12 protein-coding genes are annotated in these 17,246 nt (G+C 46.9%); 11 read left to right on the plus strand and 1 reads right to left on the minus strand.

What is annotated here, in order from left to right; genetic code table 11:
- Nucleotides 1-5: 5 nt before the first annotated feature.
- Genes atzD through atzF form a run of 4 tightly spaced genes read left to right on the plus strand, consistent with a single transcriptional unit; the run spans nucleotide 6 to nucleotide 4,973 of the window.
- Complete coding sequence (gene atzD, locus AC3WQ3_RS13860; RefSeq protein WP_492472550.1) at nucleotides 6-1,064, plus strand: cyanuric acid amidohydrolase; 1,059 nt, start codon at nucleotides 6-8, stop codon at nucleotides 1,062-1,064.
- Nucleotides 1,065-1,104: 40 nt separating this feature from the next.
- Complete coding sequence (locus AC3WQ3_RS13865) at nucleotides 1,105-1,539, plus strand: cupin domain-containing protein (protein WP_154893917.1); 435 nt, start codon at nucleotides 1,105-1,107, stop codon at nucleotides 1,537-1,539.
- A gap of 16 nt (nucleotides 1,540-1,555) precedes the next feature.
- Nucleotides 1,556-3,163, plus strand: a complete 1,608-nt coding sequence (locus tag AC3WQ3_RS13870) for a PucR family transcriptional regulator (protein ID WP_492472551.1) — start codon at nucleotides 1,556-1,558, stop codon at nucleotides 3,161-3,163.
- Between the two features lie 31 nt (nucleotides 3,164-3,194).
- Complete coding sequence (gene atzF / locus AC3WQ3_RS13875) at nucleotides 3,195-4,973, plus strand: allophanate hydrolase (protein ID WP_492472552.1); 1,779 nt, start codon at nucleotides 3,195-3,197, stop codon at nucleotides 4,971-4,973.
- Nucleotides 4,974-5,249: 276 nt separating this feature from the next.
- On the opposite strand, the gene AC3WQ3_RS13880 is transcribed toward atzF, so the two are convergent.
- A complete protein-coding gene (locus tag AC3WQ3_RS13880; RefSeq protein WP_492472553.1) occupies nucleotides 5,250-6,404 on the minus strand; it encodes a glycosyltransferase family 61 protein in 1,155 nt (384 codons plus the stop codon).
- A 437-nt stretch (nucleotides 6,405-6,841) separates the two neighbouring features.
- Here AC3WQ3_RS13880 and AC3WQ3_RS13885 point away from each other — a divergent pair, with 437 nt between their 5' ends.
- From AC3WQ3_RS13885 to AC3WQ3_RS13915, 7 genes are all read left to right on the plus strand, one after another.
- On the plus strand, nucleotides 6,842-8,368 hold the full coding sequence (locus AC3WQ3_RS13885) for a response regulator transcription factor (protein WP_492472554.1): 1,527 nt from the start codon (nucleotides 6,842-6,844) through the stop codon (nucleotides 8,366-8,368).
- A 48-nt stretch (nucleotides 8,369-8,416) separates the two neighbouring features.
- Nucleotides 8,417-10,240 (plus strand): sensor histidine kinase, encoded by a 1,824-nt coding sequence (locus AC3WQ3_RS13890; protein ID WP_127536833.1) that lies wholly within the window; start codon nucleotides 8,417-8,419, stop codon nucleotides 10,238-10,240.
- On the plus strand, nucleotides 10,230-11,771 hold the full coding sequence (locus tag AC3WQ3_RS13895; RefSeq protein ID WP_492472555.1) for a response regulator transcription factor: 1,542 nt from the start codon (nucleotides 10,230-10,232) through the stop codon (nucleotides 11,769-11,771). Before AC3WQ3_RS13890 ends, AC3WQ3_RS13895 begins: the two co-directional genes overlap by 11 nt.
- 178 nt (nucleotides 11,772-11,949) lie before the next feature.
- Complete coding sequence (locus AC3WQ3_RS13900) at nucleotides 11,950-13,626, plus strand: type 2 periplasmic-binding domain-containing protein (protein ID WP_336781870.1); 1,677 nt, start codon at nucleotides 11,950-11,952, stop codon at nucleotides 13,624-13,626.
- Nucleotides 13,627-13,754: 128 nt separating this feature from the next.
- Entirely contained in the window at nucleotides 13,755-14,720 is a 966-nt protein-coding gene (locus AC3WQ3_RS13905) for an ABC transporter permease (protein ID WP_127536836.1), read from the plus strand.
- 112 nt (nucleotides 14,721-14,832) lie between these two features.
- On the plus strand, nucleotides 14,833-15,672 hold the full coding sequence (locus AC3WQ3_RS13910; RefSeq protein WP_251641078.1) for a carbohydrate ABC transporter permease: 840 nt from the start codon (nucleotides 14,833-14,835) through the stop codon (nucleotides 15,670-15,672).
- Nucleotides 15,673-17,229 (plus strand): glycoside hydrolase family 43 protein, encoded by a 1,557-nt coding sequence (locus AC3WQ3_RS13915; RefSeq protein ID WP_492472556.1) that lies wholly within the window; start codon nucleotides 15,673-15,675, stop codon nucleotides 17,227-17,229. It abuts the gene before it with no gap.
- Nucleotides 17,230-17,246 lie beyond the last annotated feature (17 nt).

The following is a 17,246-nucleotide window of genomic DNA, read 5'->3' on the forward strand; positions in this document are numbered from 1 at the left end:
GCACGGTGAACCGTATTCCAAGCCGTTCGCCTAACGATACGGCTGCGATGGAGAAAGCGATCCAAGAGGGAATCATTGATCCTCAAGATGTGGTTGCAGTATTAGGCAAAACAGAGGGCAATGGCTGCGTGAACGATTTTACGCGCGGTTATGCTGTGCTGGCGTTAAAGCAATTTTTTGCCGAATATCGGAAAGAATCAACTTCTTCCATATCCTATGTCATGTCTGGAGGAACCGAGGGCATATTGAGCCCTCACTTTACAGTGATTAGCCGTAAAGGTGCTTATATTCAAGATGGTCAGAAACAAGATCAGAAATCGCTGGCCATTGGCGTCGCGAAAACACGTGATTTCCTTCCAGAGGAAATAGGAAGGCTGGCTCAAGTGGACGAGGTGGAAGCTGCCGTTCAGCGGGCCATAGCGGAAGCCGGCATTGAATCTTCGGCAGATGTACATTTTGTGCAAATTAAGTGTCCGCTGCTAACGTCGGAAGGAGTGCATGATGCATTGAGCAGATCTCAAACCACTGTGACAGAAGATACCTACAAATCCATGGGATATTCACGAGGAGCCTCTGCACTAGGTGCGGCAGTTGCTCTTGGCGAGGTGGAACGGGCTGGACTTCAAGATACGGACATCTGCGATTCATGGCATCTGTTCAGCAGTGTAGCCTCCACGTCGGCAGGCAGCGAGCTGGCGTATTGTGAGGTGATCGTCTTCGGCAATTCTGACTTTGCGGAAGGTCCGTATTTTATCGACCATGCTGTAATGAACGATTCTATTGACGCTCCTGCACTCAAGCGCCTGCTGGATGTTCATGCAGATGCTGAAATGGTGCAGGTGATGGCTAAGGCAGAGGCTGATCCCACCGGATTCATCCGGGGTCACCGGCACACGATGCTTGATGATTCGGATATCAACCATACGAGACATGCGCGAGCTGTCGTCGGAGGTGTGCTTGCTTCGGTGTGTGGTGATCCAATGATCTATGTGTCGGGTGGAGCCGAACATCAGGGGCCGGCTGGCGGCGGGCCGGTGGCGGTCGTTTTTAAACGTAGGAAATAGACGGGATACATCCATAAAAAACAAATGGAGGAATGACACGATGATTACAGCCAAGAAAACTGAGGTTATCACTGGAGAAGACATGCAATGGGGATTAATGCCGAATCATATTCACCTGTATCACCGCGAGATTGTGTCTGCGGAACAGGCAGATCAGATGGGGTTTCGTGCCAGCTCTGTTTTGTGGGAAAAGATTGGAGTCGGCGGTCAGGTACTGCCTCACTATCATGATGTAGCCGAAATCATTCACATCACGGTAGGTAAAGTGAAACTGCTGTGCAATGGAGAATGGAAGAGCTACCAGGCAGGAGATACATTCCATGTCCCGGCAGGCGTTATTCATTCGGTAGCCAATGACGATGTACAGCCGACAGAGCAGATCAGTATTTTTTTGCCGGTTGAAGAAGATACTCCGGTTAACTCCTTTTTTAATACGACATTAGTGGAAGATGTCTTTACCACCAAATTGAAATAGTCAGGCGGGATGGGAGATGGCAGATCACAAGAAGGCAGGATTCACGTGCAGTGATGTTTTGTTGATCCCCGACTTTAAGGAAGCTGTCGTCTTGGCTGGAGCGAGTGGCATGCAGCGAATGATTAATCGTGTCAACGTGATGGAAGTGCCCGATGTGATCGATTGGGTACGCCCGGGGGAGTTTCTGATTACCAGTGGATTTCCATTTCGTGATCAGCCGGAGGCTATTGCGGATATCATACCGCAGCTGGTGGAGAAAGGTGTATCGGCGCTGGGGATCAAAACCAAACGATTCATCGATCATATTCCTGCCCGTGCACTCGAGCTGGCTGACCAATTGGGCTTTCCGATCTTCGAGCTTCCGGCCGCGACCGTATTTTCGGATGTTGTCCGGGATATTATGGAGCGGGTCCTTGTGCAGGAGGCAAGAGAGCTTTCGCTGTTGCAAAGCCGTTTTCAAAAGCTTTCTCAACAGCTCCTGTACGGGAAAGGTTTAGAGGAATTTTTGCAAACGCTGGATGGCATATTGAACAATCCCATTGTATTGCTTGATGACTCGAATCATCTGTTCCTCTCTCCCCAGGCAGAGGAGATTGTGGAGGCAGATAATCCGATACTGTGGTCCGGTCTGCGGGAGGAGAGCAGCCTCGGTGTGAGTTTCATAACACTAGGCGAGCGCCGAATTCGTGTATATGTATCAGCCGTTAATGACAAGCAATACGACAAATGCTTGCTGGTTCTGCTGGAATGGAATCAGGAGCACTCGGTTGTCGATCGACTGACGATCGACCGCGTAGGTGTTTTGGTAGGACTCGAGATGATCAATACCAACGCCAGGCGGGAAGTAGAGCTGAAGTACGTCGATCAGTTTCTGCAGGACTGGGTTACGGGCCGAATTGTAACCATTGAGGATTTGAGGCTGCGAGCGGAAGCGTGCGGGCATGCACTTGATGATGATCAAACGCGGCATGTCGCGTTAGTGCGATTTCTGAACGTCAAACCTAGCATCAGGACCATGCAGCAGGCGATTAAAAGATTGAGAACCAAATCCAGATGTGTGGGGCTTCAGGCAACCATACTGGAGGGAGAGCTTGTCCTTCTTTTCGCAGAAGAAATGCATGGAATTCGGAATGTGGCGATGGAAGCCATTATCGCTGATATGAAAGTGATTTTCCCTGCTGAGAGCTATTCTCTCTGTATCGGCAATCGAACCGAAGCTGCGGAGAAGGTATACGAAAGCTATAACGATGCCAAAAAAATTCATCATATCAGCTCCATTTGCGATTACCGTGAACCTTATGTGGACTATATGAAGCTAGGCGTGTTTCAGCTTTTATACCATCTGCCTGATACGGAGGAGGTTCAGGAGTATCGTGATCGATTCATTCTGCCCTTGCTTGCGTACGATGCGAAACATAATTCCCAGCTGTTTGAAACGTTAAAGGTATACTTTAAGCATAATCGTAATGTGAAAAAGACGTCAGCGGAGCTTTTTACCCATTATAATACCGTTTCCTATCGTGTAGAGCGGGTGTGTGAATTGCTGGGGATCAGCATGGATAATGGCGATGATGTGCTGCAGCTGCATCTAGCGATGAAGCTGAATGAAATGAGACCAGCCTGATTGATATGTACGCGTCAAGGAGGGATGACGGATGAGTAAGCTGGATATGAAAATACCGCGTGAACTGACAATAAACTGGCTACAAGCGCAATATGGGAGCGGGAAGCTCAAGCCGGAGCAGGTCATTGAAGAGATCATCCGCCGTTCCCGTGAGGACGAAGGGATGAATATTTGGATCACTCCGCCTGTGCTGGAGAGAATCAAGCCGTATTTGGACCGTCTCCAAACAATGGATACTTCCTTACCACTGTGGGGTGTACCCTTCGCCATTAAGGACAACATCGATTTGGCTGAAACACCAACAACGGCTGGCTGTCCCGAATATGCATTTGTTCCAGACAGGCCTGCTACAGTTGTAGAACGATTGTTAAATGCCGGTGCGATTCCTGTAGGTAAAACCAATATGGATCAATTCGCAACCGGGCTTGTAGGCACTCGGAGTCCTTATGGTGAGACACATAACGCACTGAGCGCTGAATGGATAAGCGGCGGGTCCAGTTCGGGATCGGCTGTAGCGGTAGCGAGGGGACAGGCGGCATTCGCCCTGGGCACGGATACAGCGGGCTCCGGAAGGGTTCCTGCGGCGCTGAACCGTCTCATCGGCTATAAACCGAGTCTCGGAGCCTGGTCGACAAAAGGTGTTGTTCCCGCTTGTGCCAGTCTGGACTGTGTAACTGTATTTACCCATTCAATAGACGAAGCAAGGATTGTCGATATGCAAGTACGAGGCCTTGAATCATCAGACCCATGGTCCAAGGAAATGCCGCGATTGGTCGATAAGCTTCCCAAAAAGTTGTATCTGCCTGAAAAACCATTAACGTTTTTTGGTCCGTTGGCGGAGGAATACAGCAAGGCATGGGATTCAGCCGTCCAGAGGATCAAACGATTGGAGCTGCCAGTCGAGTATGTTGATTACGCTCTCTTCGAGGCGGCTGCCACACTTCTGTATGATGGACCTTGGGTAGCTGAGCGCTGGGCCAGTGTAGGTGAATTCATTGAATCAAGTCCAGGAGTCACTTTCCCGGTGACGGAACAAGTCTTGCGATCAGGCGGATCAGGCAAGCATGACGCAGCTTCCGTATTTACCGCGATGCATAAGCTTCAGGAGCTGCGAATGATAAGCAACAAGCTTCTCCAGGAAGCGGTTCTAATCATGCCGACCTGTGGAGGCACATGGACGAGAGGACAGGTTGAAGCCGATCCGATAGCTACGAATTCGGACATGGGGCGGTATACGAACCATTGTAATCTTCTAGATTTATGTGCGGTGGCTGTACCAGCGGGTGATGCCGCGTCTCAGATGCCTTTTGGAATTACGTTATTTTCGCTGTCTGGCAATGAGCACTTGATGGAAAACGCTGCGGCCGCGTTTCTTGAAGTAAATTTGCCGCCTCTGGAAGCAAAAAGGCAAGAAACGATCCTGGTTGCCGTCTGCGGCCTGCACATGAGAGGTTATCCACTGGAGAAGCAGATGCTGGAACACGGGGGTCAATTTGTTCGTGAGTCGCATACGGCGGAGAAGTATCAAATGGTGAAACTGCCTACAGTTCCGGCTAAGCCCGGGTTGCTGAAGAAAAAGGTAGGAGGCACTGCTATTGCGCTTGAATTGTGGGAGATGCCTATAGCATCTTTTGGCGCGTTCGCTGCATTAATTCCGGCCCCGCTTGGTATAGGCAAAATTGAATTGCAGGACGGGACAGAGGTGTCTGGTTTTATATGCGAGGGCTACACTGAAGAAGGGGCAGAGGATATATCCGCCTGCGGAGGATGGAGAAACTTAGATAGGTATGAAGAAAGCGGGTTCGCTTAAACGATCGTCCTTCGATCCCAAGAACCGAATATTGTGACAAGGGAAAACAACTATGAGAGCATAAAATTCTTTCTCTTTTTGCTGTCACATGAATAGTCCATGATGTTATATGCAAATTCATCGGTCCATAATCATCAGTCTGATGCATGTCCCGAGTTCAACAAAGGGCTGCTGACTTCCTAGTCAGTAGCCCTTTATATTTTAAGTAATGACCATATAGGAACCCGCTTCCTTACCGATTAGTGATGAGTGGCTCTAAGGGACCTGAACGGCTGTTCAGGTATCCCTTTTATTCAGTCCAGCTATACGCAGCGTTTGCTCCAGTCGATCCAGATCCACGGTGAAGTCCTCTAATCCCGGAAAAAGGTCCGGTGTCGTTCCGTCATCTTGCCCATACATCATATAATAATCAAGTTTGTTATGGTTGCTGATCATCCAGTAAGTAGGGACTACATGCCGGATATGAAAAATTTCTACGACAAGGGTGTCCTTCATGCAAAAAGCGAGATTGGCCAGCCCGGCTCCGTGCGGTGAAACGATCGCTTTTGACGAAGCAAAGAGCTGAATCTGCTGGGCAACACTCCAATCTTCCAGATAGATCGGAACAAACCCGTACGTCTCCAAAAGCCGGATGACTTCACCCTCGTTAGCTATCCGTCGTGCAGCGGCTTTGTTCCGGGAAATGAAAATGCGTTCCGGTGAATGCAGCGTTGTGTCTCGTTCAGGTAGCATAAACATGCGAAGGACAGATGTAGCCCAAGGCGGATAGTGCGAGTTCATCATTAAGGAAGGCACGACCAACCTGTCAGCCTGAAGTTCCCGATTGTCTCCAGTACGAATCACGGACGATTTCGATACGCCAAACATCAATAACGTTTCTTCTACAAATGATGCATAAGGATTCGGATTCATGATCAGCGATTGAAAAGGAACATTTAAAATTCGAAGCATACCCAGTCGCGGCAGCACATCATATAACCAATGAAAATAATTATGACTCCCGCAAAAAGTCAAAACGGCCGAAGTCCCATGGAGATACTGTTGCTCCTGTACCTTACTCCGATACAAAGCAGGGTGTTCTTCCAGTGTCAGCATTCTGTTAAGTCTTCCATCGTATTCGGGAGAAAGGTCGAAGATCAGTTTTTCATCTGATGTCAGGACAGAACCTGATGTTCCCCAAACACGACCATTCGATATGTATGCAACATACCCGCCTTCGGGATGAACTGTATAGGGCATCAGATAACGATGAATTTTCGTTTCAAGGGTTTTCGGTACCTCGTATTTAGCGGCTTCACCAAAATCAAAAGGGGAGACTTTTTCATCTCCGCCGGAGGAAACGGAAGCTCCCCATTCCCAAATGTCCCTGTAGAAACGGGACTTATTAGAATTTGTGCCTGTCGATTTGGCATTTTTACATATTTCATTCATTTTTCAGCCCTCCATAACCTTGTGTTGCTATGAAGCTAATTTATGCATGCAGGCCTCAAAGTGATTAGGGCTGATCATATCCTTTATTTCTTCTGTACAATTTACATGCAGATCTCTTCATTACGCTGTGAACATGTCGCAGTATCATTATTTACTATTAAATAGTAAAGCTTTGGATGCTAAATCAAGTATTGTATGTTGTATATGTGCTAAAAGCTCTGGATAATTAGAATGTTACACAGTTATTATTATAGTCACTTAGACCTGAGGATAGTGCCAGATGTGTTGAATCTCTCTCCATCAGGAGAGAAGATCGACGTATTTTTTAGGTTTAATGATGCTAAGCATATGATAGTATTGGTTGAAAGAAATGAAACATTATAAGTTCGCTATCAAACACGATACGTGCTTCATTTAATGGAGAGGGGGAAACATAAATGATGAATGTTTTGTTGGTGGATGATGAGCCGTGGGTGCTCGAAGGACTGAGAACCATGGTGAATTGGGACAAATACGGTTTTCGCATTTGTGGTGAGGCGGAGAATGGCAATGCCGCCTGGTCCATGATCGAAAGTCTTCAACCGGATCTGGTGTTTACAGATATTCATATGCCCTCTGTGAGTGGCCTGGAACTGATTGACCGTTCCAAGCATGAACTGGCCAAAGCACCCCGATTCGTTATATTAAGTGGATATGACAGCTTTGAGTATGTAAAAACAGCGTTGGAGCAGAGAGTAGAGGACTACTTGCTCAAGCCTATTGATGAAATCGAGATAGAAAACGTATTGGAACAGATGGGCCGTAAAATCCAGGAAGAACAGATTTCGGCAGAAGTACACCAGCGTGATCGTGCCCTGTATGTGAATTGTTTGTTTGATCGCCTGATTCAAGGGGAAGACAGCATGGAGCTGCAGGACGAAGTGAATACCATGCTGCAAATGGAAGGTCATGAGGATATGGCCTGTCTTCTAATTGCCACGGATATCAGTAAAGATGACGTGAAAGGGCGAATACACGCTTTTGGTGGTGTCCATTGGTCGGAACCTTTTGTGGATGCTGAAGGAAACCTAGGTGTGTTCGCTGCCGATATCGATAATTCTTTGAACCTGCTTGAGTCAATGGGCAGAAATATTGTGGAGACCTATGCTGGTCATTCCTCCATGATTGTGGCCGTTGGACATCATTCGGGCACACAAATCGGTATGCGGTCAGCCTACGAGAAAGCTTTATTCGCTCTAAAATGGAAGCGTTATCAGGGAGGGGGCGGATTTGTTCAACATCAGGATCTGCCGCAGAGTGACCCATTGGCCAGCGTAAATCAAAAAGCTTTAGCCAATCTGATGGAAGTCATTCTTTCTGGTGAACAGGATAGGTTGGAAGGGAAGATTCAAGCACTTCTTGCTGATCCTGACTTAGGATTGCCCTTCTCCAATATGGAATACGTCCGGGTTCAATTGCTTGCCCTTGAAATGAGTGTTCTCAAGGAGTTGAAAGAGCTGGATGGAGATATGGGCAGTTTTATGCTTCACGTTCAAAATAAGGCAGGCGGCATTACTAAAATCGACTCCTATCCAGCATTTCGGGATTATGCACGTGTGTTAAGTTTGAACGCTTTGGAGGCGCTGCAGGAGCGGAGAAAAGAGAAGGAATCCAGCACCATTTTTCGTGTGGTGCAATATGTCAATCAGGAATTCCGTAAGAAGCTGCAGCTTCAGGAGCTCGCACATCAATTTCACATGAACGCCAATTATTTGGGGCAGGCATTCAAGCAGCAGACGGGCAAAACGTTTCGGGAATATTTAAACGATAAACGGATTGAGGAAGCAAAAAGACTATTACGCCAAAGCTGCGCATGCGTTGCTGACATTGCGGTACAGTCTGGTTATCCGAATGCAGACTATTTTGTAAGTCAGTTCAAGCGAATGACCGGCATGGCGCCTTCGGCATATCGTAAGCAGCAATAGATCCCCCGAGAGATGAAGAAGTACGAATGAAGGATGGCGATAGCAAACATGTTCAGAACATTCCGTTTTCGCAGCATCGTGAACGATATACCCTTGAATTACAAATTTATCTTGATATATGTCATTGGTATTTTGCTTCCTATCTTTGTAAGCAATGTTTTGTTTATGGATCGTATGTCAGGGTTGATCAAGGAACGGGAAGAGCAGAATTTACAAATCTCACTGGAGCGTGCGAGAAAGGATATTCATACCATGATTGATGGTGGCGTCGCCGTCAGTCATGCCTTGATTACGGACAAGTTGTTGACCGAATCCATGGATCGGGTGTATGACAGTCAGCTGGATTTCTATAACACACTCGATGATCAGCTTCGTCACCGGGTGACTTCCTATATTCCTGTGAACAACCAAATTCAGCGAATAGGGGTTTACACCGAAAATCCGACCATTGTGCCTGGCGGGGATTACTATGTTCTGGACAACGACGTACGCTCCGGAACCTGGTTCGAGCAGTGGAAGGCCGCTGGGGAAACACTCAAAGTGCTTGCATACCGTGATCAGGCAACGAATGATCGTGCAGCAACCTCTTCGTATTTAAGCGTGATTGAAAAAATGGATTACTACAACGCCGACAACTCTTATCAGAAATTGGTACGCATCGATTTCTACGTTAGTCGCTTCTATGATGTGATTGCCAGAGAAAAGAGTTCTCTGGATCTGTATCTGGTGAATGCCCAGAATCAAATTATTGTATCTGCGGATGACAAGTATCAGGGCGAGATGGAGAGTAGCTATGCTTTGTTTGATATGAGCAAAGCGGCAGACAAAGACTTGCATATCGTTCCAATCGGCAGTGCTAGTTATGTGAAAGGCTGGAAGCTTATTGGTGTTCCTCAGGAAACACGTGTCAAACAAGCAATGTTATCCATGCAGCTTTATTTTGGAATGCTGGCCGGGATTATTACCCTGATCACTTCCATTTTCATTTATGTCATGCTCCGTTCCTACAATTATCGTGTCAAGCGGCTGTCGAGACATATGCAGAAGGTGGGTAACGAGAAATTCGAACTAATCAACATGGATGGTGGACATGACGAGATTGGCCATTTGATTAGCAATTTCAATATGATGACGGCACGAATCCATTCATTGATCAACAACGTGTACAAGCTAGAAATTCAGCAGCGAAGCCAGGAGGCTGAGCGCATTCGAGCAGAGCTTAATCTGCTGCAAAGCCAGATGAATCCTCACTTTCTATTTAATACGTTGAATGCGCTGCTTGTAGTTAGCACGAAAAATAACTATGCGGACGTGAAGGATATTATCAAGGATCTGTCCAAGCTGCTTCGCCGTCTGTTGAACTGGAAGGACGATGTGGTCACGCTGGAGGAGGAAATGAGCTTTACGGTCATGTACCTGGGAATTGAGAAATTCCGTTTCCGGGACAAGTTTGAATACTATATTGACATCACTGAAGAGGCAAGGCGATATAAAATACCCAAAATGAGTATCCAACAGCTGGCGGAAAATGCTTGCAAACATGGCATCCAGGCCATTGAGGGGCTTGGCTATGTGAAGATTCAGGCTGAAATTGTGAACGAGCATCTGCGTGTTGTCGTATCTGACAATGGAAAGGGTATGGACAAGGAACGGCTTCAAGAGGTTCTGTATCACATGCGAAGCAAGGAAGAGAGCGGTGGATACAATATTGGAATACGAAATGTGTATCGCCGTCTTGAATTGTACTACGACGATAAAGTGAATTTTAATTTGGTAAGCAGGATTGGGGAGGGGACTGAGGTATCCTTTGAAATCCCGTTGCAATTACTGGAACGTCAGGATGTAAAAGGAGGCGTGGACGATGGCATTTAAAGTGTTGTTAATTGACGATGAGCCTTTGGCGCTTGAGGGTCTGCAGTTATGGATACCATGGGAGAACCTTGGCTTTGAGGTGTGCGGGGTCTGCGGAAACGGTTCGGAAGGCCTGAAGCAAATGGAGGAGCTGAAGCCCGAACTGGTCATGGTTGATATTCATATGCCGGTGATGAACGGCCTGGAGATGATTGAGGAGTGGAGACGCAGGGGCAACGAGTCTACCAAATTCATTATCCTGACAGGGTACAGTGATTTTGATTATGCACGAAAGGCACTCAAATATAGAGTTTCACGCTATTTGCTTAAACCGCTGGATGAGGAACAGGCCGAGCTAGAGATCCGTCAGGTGGGACAGGAACTGGCTAAGGAGCGGGAACAACTATACGTCGGGCAGGTGGCACAGAGAGAGAAGGAAAATCTGGCGATAAAGGAGGCTCTGATTGGCAAAGGATTGTCCACAGAAGCTGCTGGTGTACTGGAGTCCTTGTCTGGCTCCTCTCATGTTTGGAATGTATGCCTCGTTCAGATCGCGGCAGAGGATTATTGCAGGTGGAGCACGGTTGCTGCGGAATTTTTGGACAGGTCAAAAGCCATGTATGTGATTCGCTTGCGAAATGATCTGGTTTCCATCGTGTTTGGCAGTGCTGAACCAGCCTCCCATGGTTCGAGCAGCACAGCCAGACACCGATTGGAGGAATTGGCACGCCGTTTGGCGAACTTTCGCGCATTTATGGCTATTGGTGAAGCGGTGTCTTCACTTCTTTTCATTAATCATTCCAGGGTCACAGCAGAAAAAGCGCTCCTGCATACCTTTTATGAAACGAATAGGAACAGCGTGATGGACTATGAGAGCCTTAAGGATCTTACGTTCCAAAGACATGATGATCAGGTGGAGCTCACAGCGAGAATCTTGGGGGCATTTCAACTCATTGATCACGATGCTTACAGGTCAGCAGTGGATTATATGGAGCGATCTTTTCGCCAGTTACGAGTTCACCCGGAGGAGGCCCGCAAATACGTGATCTACCTACTTCATGAGATTCGAGCATATATGAGATCCGAACTGGCAGAGGATACGAGTGCTCCAAATCGTCTGTTTGATATTCCCAATCTGGATGAACGCCTACTGACATGGATTGATCTGGTCGACATGCTGCAGTCGTGCGGGAGAGTCTGTTTTGAACTTTTGCTTAAGGAGAATGCTTCCGAAGCGCAGGGTATAGTACAGGATATCAACGATTACATTCATGAGCATTACCGGGAAGGCTTGAGCATTAAAATGCTTGCCGAGCGTTTCTTTTTGCATCCAGCCTACCTGGGACAGCTGCTTATACGAAAAAATGGCATTGGTTTCAACGAACTGCTACATAATTTGAGGATTGAGGAAGCTTGCCGTTTACTCCAATTGAATCAGTACAAAAATAGCGAGGTCTCGGAAAAAGTTGGATACTCCACCTACCATCATTTTTTGAAGCAGTTTGAGAAAAGGCTGAACATGTCTCCGAATGAATATAAGAAACATGTCTAACAAAATACCTTTATAAAATCGCGAACGGTTGAATCTATAGATTATAGAATGAAAACCTGAGTTTTTCTCGGAAAGAGCTATAATTCGGGTGTATTTTCCATTTAACATTAAATTTATAATGAAATTATTCAAATGAAAGGGCTTTCATGAAGGCGTAATCAAACTTTGGAGGTGCTTTATGGGGGAAAGTAAAAAGAAGTTTTTCCGTATGGGGGCAACCATGTTGTTGTCACTGAGCGTTGTACTGGCTGGTTGTTCCGGTGGTACAAATGACTCAGGCAGCGGAGAAGAGGGAAGTGGTACAGAGGTAGGGCCTGACAATCCGATAGAAATCTCGGTATTCCTTAACGAGGCCGGACAGCAGCCAACCGCTGACAACAAGATTTACAAGAAAATGAAGGATGAGCTTGGCGTATCATTCAAGTTCGAATTTCTGGCCGGTGACAAAAACCAAAAGCTTGGCGTTATGATTGCTGGTGGGGATTATCCAGACCTGATCTCAGCTGATACCAAACTGACAGCTGCAGGTTCAGTCATTCCGCTTGAAGATCTGATTGAGGAACACGCCCCGAATTTGAAAAAACATTATGAGAAGTACTGGAATCAAATGAAGGATCCAAATGATGGACATATCTACTACCTGCCAAACTATGGTGCATATAACGGCGAAGTAGCTGACACCTATTACAGCGGTCCGGCGTTCTGGATTCAAAAAGCCGTACTGAAAGAGTTCGGTTACCCGACTCCAAAAACACTGGATGAATACTTCGACCTGATCGCGAAATACAAAGAGAAATATCCGACGATTGACGGCAAGCCGACCATCGGTTTTGAGGTCCTGAACTATGACTGGAAAAACTGGGGCTTGTTGAACCCGCCTCAGCATTTGATCGGTCATCCGAATGATGGCGGAGTGGTCGTCAACGATGGCAAGGCGGAGATCTTCGCCGATAAGGATTATGCCAAACAGTACTATCAAAAGTTAAATGAAATCAATGCCCAAGGCTTGCTTGATAAGGAAGCGTTTGCACAGAACTACGATCAATACATGGCCAAATTGTCCAGTGGTTCCGTACTCGGCATGTTTGATCAACATTGGAATTTCCAAAGCGCGGAAGATTCACTCATAACGCAAGACAAAATTGAACGCACTTATGTAGGTTTCCCGCTTGTGTATGACAGCAACACTAAAGATTATTATCGTGACCGCGCAGCACTGAATCTCAACAATGGTTTCGGTATTACCGTGAGTGCCAAAGACCCTGTAAAAATCCTCAAAGTGCTCGACAAACTGATGGAGGAAGAATGGCAGAAAACACTCACTTGGGGCATTGTGGATGAAGACTATTATGTCAATGAAGAAGGCCGCTTCATGAAGACACAAGAGCAACGCGATAATGCATCGGATGCTGCTTGGAAGCTTGCCAACAAAGCTGACGCATTTTATGGAACTGCGCCGAAAACGGAAGGGTACTTTAGCGATGGCAACGCAACTTCGGCAAGTAATCAGCCAGAAGAATACCAGGCAAGCTTGAAACCGTTTGATAAGGAAGTTTTGGATGCATATGGTTTCAATAGCTATGTCGATTTCTTCAGTGCTCCACCAGAGAATCCGGTAACTTACCCTGCTTGGTCTGTCGATGTGGTAGAGGGATCTCCAGCCAAGATTGCCAATACGAAGTTGAACGAATTGTCGACCAAATATCTGCCAAAAGCAATCTTGGCCGGTACATCAGAGTTTGACAATGTTTGGAACGAATACGTTTCCGAGATTCAAAAGCTTGACATCAAGGCATATGAAGATCGTATCAATGAAGTGTTGAAGTGGAGAATTGATAACTGGTCTGTGAAATAAAAACAACTTATGTCAGGAAGGAAGATAACCTTCCTTCCTGATTCTTTTGAAACATGGTTATGGCAGATGTGTTCTGGTTGTTTCGACGTTTTCCTTTGATTATAAAGATGGATAGGGAGCTTGATATTATGGAGGAAATTGTAGTGGGTACCAAGCCGCTCCGCCCGAAGAAAAAACCGAAAATTAGGCGGATAACTTGGCAGAATATTAAAGCACAGAGACAACTCATTTGGATGTCTGTTCCTCTGCTTGCGTACATTATTGTCTTTGCGTATGTACCTGTATGGGGTTGGACGATGGCCTTTCAGGATTATAAACCGGCCCGGAGTTTCTCACAGCAGACGTGGGTAGGATTTAAGCATTTCCAGTTTTTATTTACCGATGACAATTTTTTGCGAGTGCTTCGCAATACGCTAGCGATGAGTATCATCAACATGATTCTGGGTTTCGTAACCGCTATTGTTCTGGCATTGCTGCTTAATGAGATCAAAAAGGTCATGTGGAAGCGGACGGTACAGACGATCTCGTATCTGCCTCACTTCTTATCATGGATTATCGTTACCGGAATCGTAGCGACATCGCTTGCTTCTGACGGTATTGTCAACGATATCCTGATGAAATTGCATTTAATTGATGAGCCTATTTTATGGCTGACGGAAGGCAAGTATTTCTGGGGCGTTGTTGCAAGCTCCCACATTTGGAAAGAGGTTGGATGGAGTACCATCATTTATTTGGCGGCCATGGCCTCGATTGACCCGGCACAGTACGAAGCTGCAGACATTGATGGAGCTAACCGTTATCAAAAAATGTGGAATGTCACCTTGCCTGGAATCAAGCCTACCATTGTCATCCTGTTGATTATGTCGATCGGGCATATTCTAGAGGCCGGTTTTGAGGTTCAATATTTGCTGGGTAACGGATTGGTTGTTGACTGGGCAGAAACGATTGATATCTTTGTGCTCAAATACGGGATTGCACAGGGTAACTATTCGCTTGCGACTGCAGGCGGTATATTCAAGACCGTGGTCAGCATTACGATGTTGCTTGTAGCGAATTGGACAGCCAAGCGGCTTGGGGAAGAGAGGCTCTTATAAGATGAAAAAAACACCATTGTCCGGTTTAGGAAATACATCGGCGCTTTCTGTACGCCGTCCTGGTGCCAGAGGACTTGAACCGTTTCTGTTCGGCACCTTTAATACGATCTTCATGATCGTACTCGTAATTGTGACGCTGTATCCATTTTTAAACACCATTGTAGTTTCGTTTAATGCAGGGAATGACACCATTCGGGGAGGCTTATATTTATGGCCTCGTGATTTCACCTTGCAGAATTACAAAGCAGTTTTTGCTTCGGGCACGATCTATAATGCATTTTTGATTTCAGTTGCGCGGACCGTACTTTCTACTCTGCTTAATATTTTCTTGACCACCATGCTGGCCTACACGCTGAGCCGGCGCGATTATATCTTCCGTAAGCTGATTACAACTGTTTTTGTACTGACCATGTATTTCAACGCTGGTCTGATTCCGGGATACTTCCTTATGAAGGATTTGCATTTGATTAACTCCTTCTGGGTGTATGTCCTGCCATCACTGGTAAGTGCGTTTAACCTGATCGTCATTCGTACTTATATTTACACGATACCTGAAAGCTTGATTGAATCTGCGAAAATAGACGGTGCAGGAGATTTCCGAATTTTCTGGAAAATTATTTTCCCGCTATGTAAACCTGTACTGGCGACCATTGCGCTCTTCGTTGCGGTCGGGGCTTGGAACTCCTGGTTTGATGCTTTTCTGTACACGTCGTCTCGTCAAGAGCTCAGCACGCTGCAATATGAATTGATGAAATTGTTGTCTTCCAGCATGAACGCCAACAGCAATCCTTCCGTTGCCAATGGTATAGGGGCAGAGCATTCGACTCAGGTAACTCCAATTTCCATTCGTGCGGCCGTGACCATTGTGGCTTCCGTTCCGATTTTGCTTGTATACCCGTTCATGCAAAAATACTTTGTCGTAGGACTTAATGTAGGGAGTGTGAAGGAATAAATGTCACAGCTTCAAGTACAACAAATTCGCTATGCGAACCCGATTCTTCCCGGATTCTATCCGGATCCGAGCATTGTGAAGGCAGAGGATTACTTTTACCTTGTTTGCAGTTCGTTTGAGTATTTTCCGGGGGTTCCGATTTTTCGGAGCCCGGATCTGATTCACTGGGAGCAGATCGGCAACGTATTGGATCGGGTGAGCCAGCTTGATTTGACTGGTCAGAAGAGCTCGGACGGGATTTATGCCCCTGCGCTGCGATACCACGAAGGTACGTTTTATATGATCACGACAGATGTTAGAGGTATCGGGAACTTCTATGTTACGGCAACCAACCCTGCCGGACCTTGGTCTGATCCGATTCGCATTCCGTATGGAGGAATTGACCCCTCTCTGTTTTTTGACGATGACGGAAAAGTGTATGTTACGGCTCAGCAAGGAGCCGACTACGATTCTCATGCCATTCAATATGAGATCGACATCACGACAGGAGAGGCGTTGTCCGAACCGCAGGTGGTATGGCACGGAGACGGTGGACCGTGGACCGAGGGGCCGCACTTGTACAAAATCAACGGGATGTACTATATGATGTCTGCTTCCGGAGGGACGGCCAAGGAGCATCGCGAAATCATCGGTCGCAGCGAACATCCGTATGGCCCGTTCGAACGGTATCCAGAGCCGATTCTGACTCACCGCCATTTGGACCACCCTATTCAGTATTTGGGCCATGCCGATCTGGTGGAGGATCATCACGGAGAATGGTGGGCTGTATTCCTTGGCGTCCGCTTGACAGAAGACGGATATAGCGTGCTTGGACGCGAAACATTCCTTGCGCCGGTTGTCTGGAATGAGGGCTGGCCGCACATTGACAACAATGAAGGTACGGTAAGCCTGGACATGACGATTCAGCGTATACCGATGTCAGTTCCTTCTCAAGCGGATGGTAATGCAGCAATTGTTGCAGGCCGGGATGACTTCAATGAAGAACTGGGTCCGCAGTGGATGTTTGTGCGCAATCCGTCAGAAGGAGCATGCTCCATAACGGATAATCCGGGTTCTTTGACACTTTACGGGCAAGAGGCAAATCTCAGCGACGTTGGTCAGATTACGTTTATTGGCCGTAGACAGCAGCATCTTCAGGCCAGCTACACAACCAGCATGACATTTGTGCCGACTGCTGATGGAGAAGAAGCGGGCATGTGCATTCGCCGGGATGAGGATGCACATTATGAGCTTGGTGTTAAAAGGTCGGAAGGACGCAACCTCATTTTTGCCCGTCTGACGGTACGTGGAGAGTCGAAAATCGTGTACGAGAATGAGACTGAAGCAGAGCAGCTGTTTCTTCGGATTGAATCAACGGAGACGGACTATAAACTGAGCTGCTCCTTGGATGAACAGGACTGGGTAACTCTTGGCACGGGTTCGGCACGGGCCATCTCTCCGGAGGACTTTGTGCATAAAATGTGCTTTACCGGAGCGGTAGTCGGGTTATATGCCACGGGCAACGGCCAGGCAAGTCATACACCTGCATGCTTCGATTGGTTCGATTATGAAATCTAGCTAACTGATCTAACGAG

The sequence above is a fragment of the Paenibacillus sp. FW104-T2 genome (assembly GCF_058789975.1).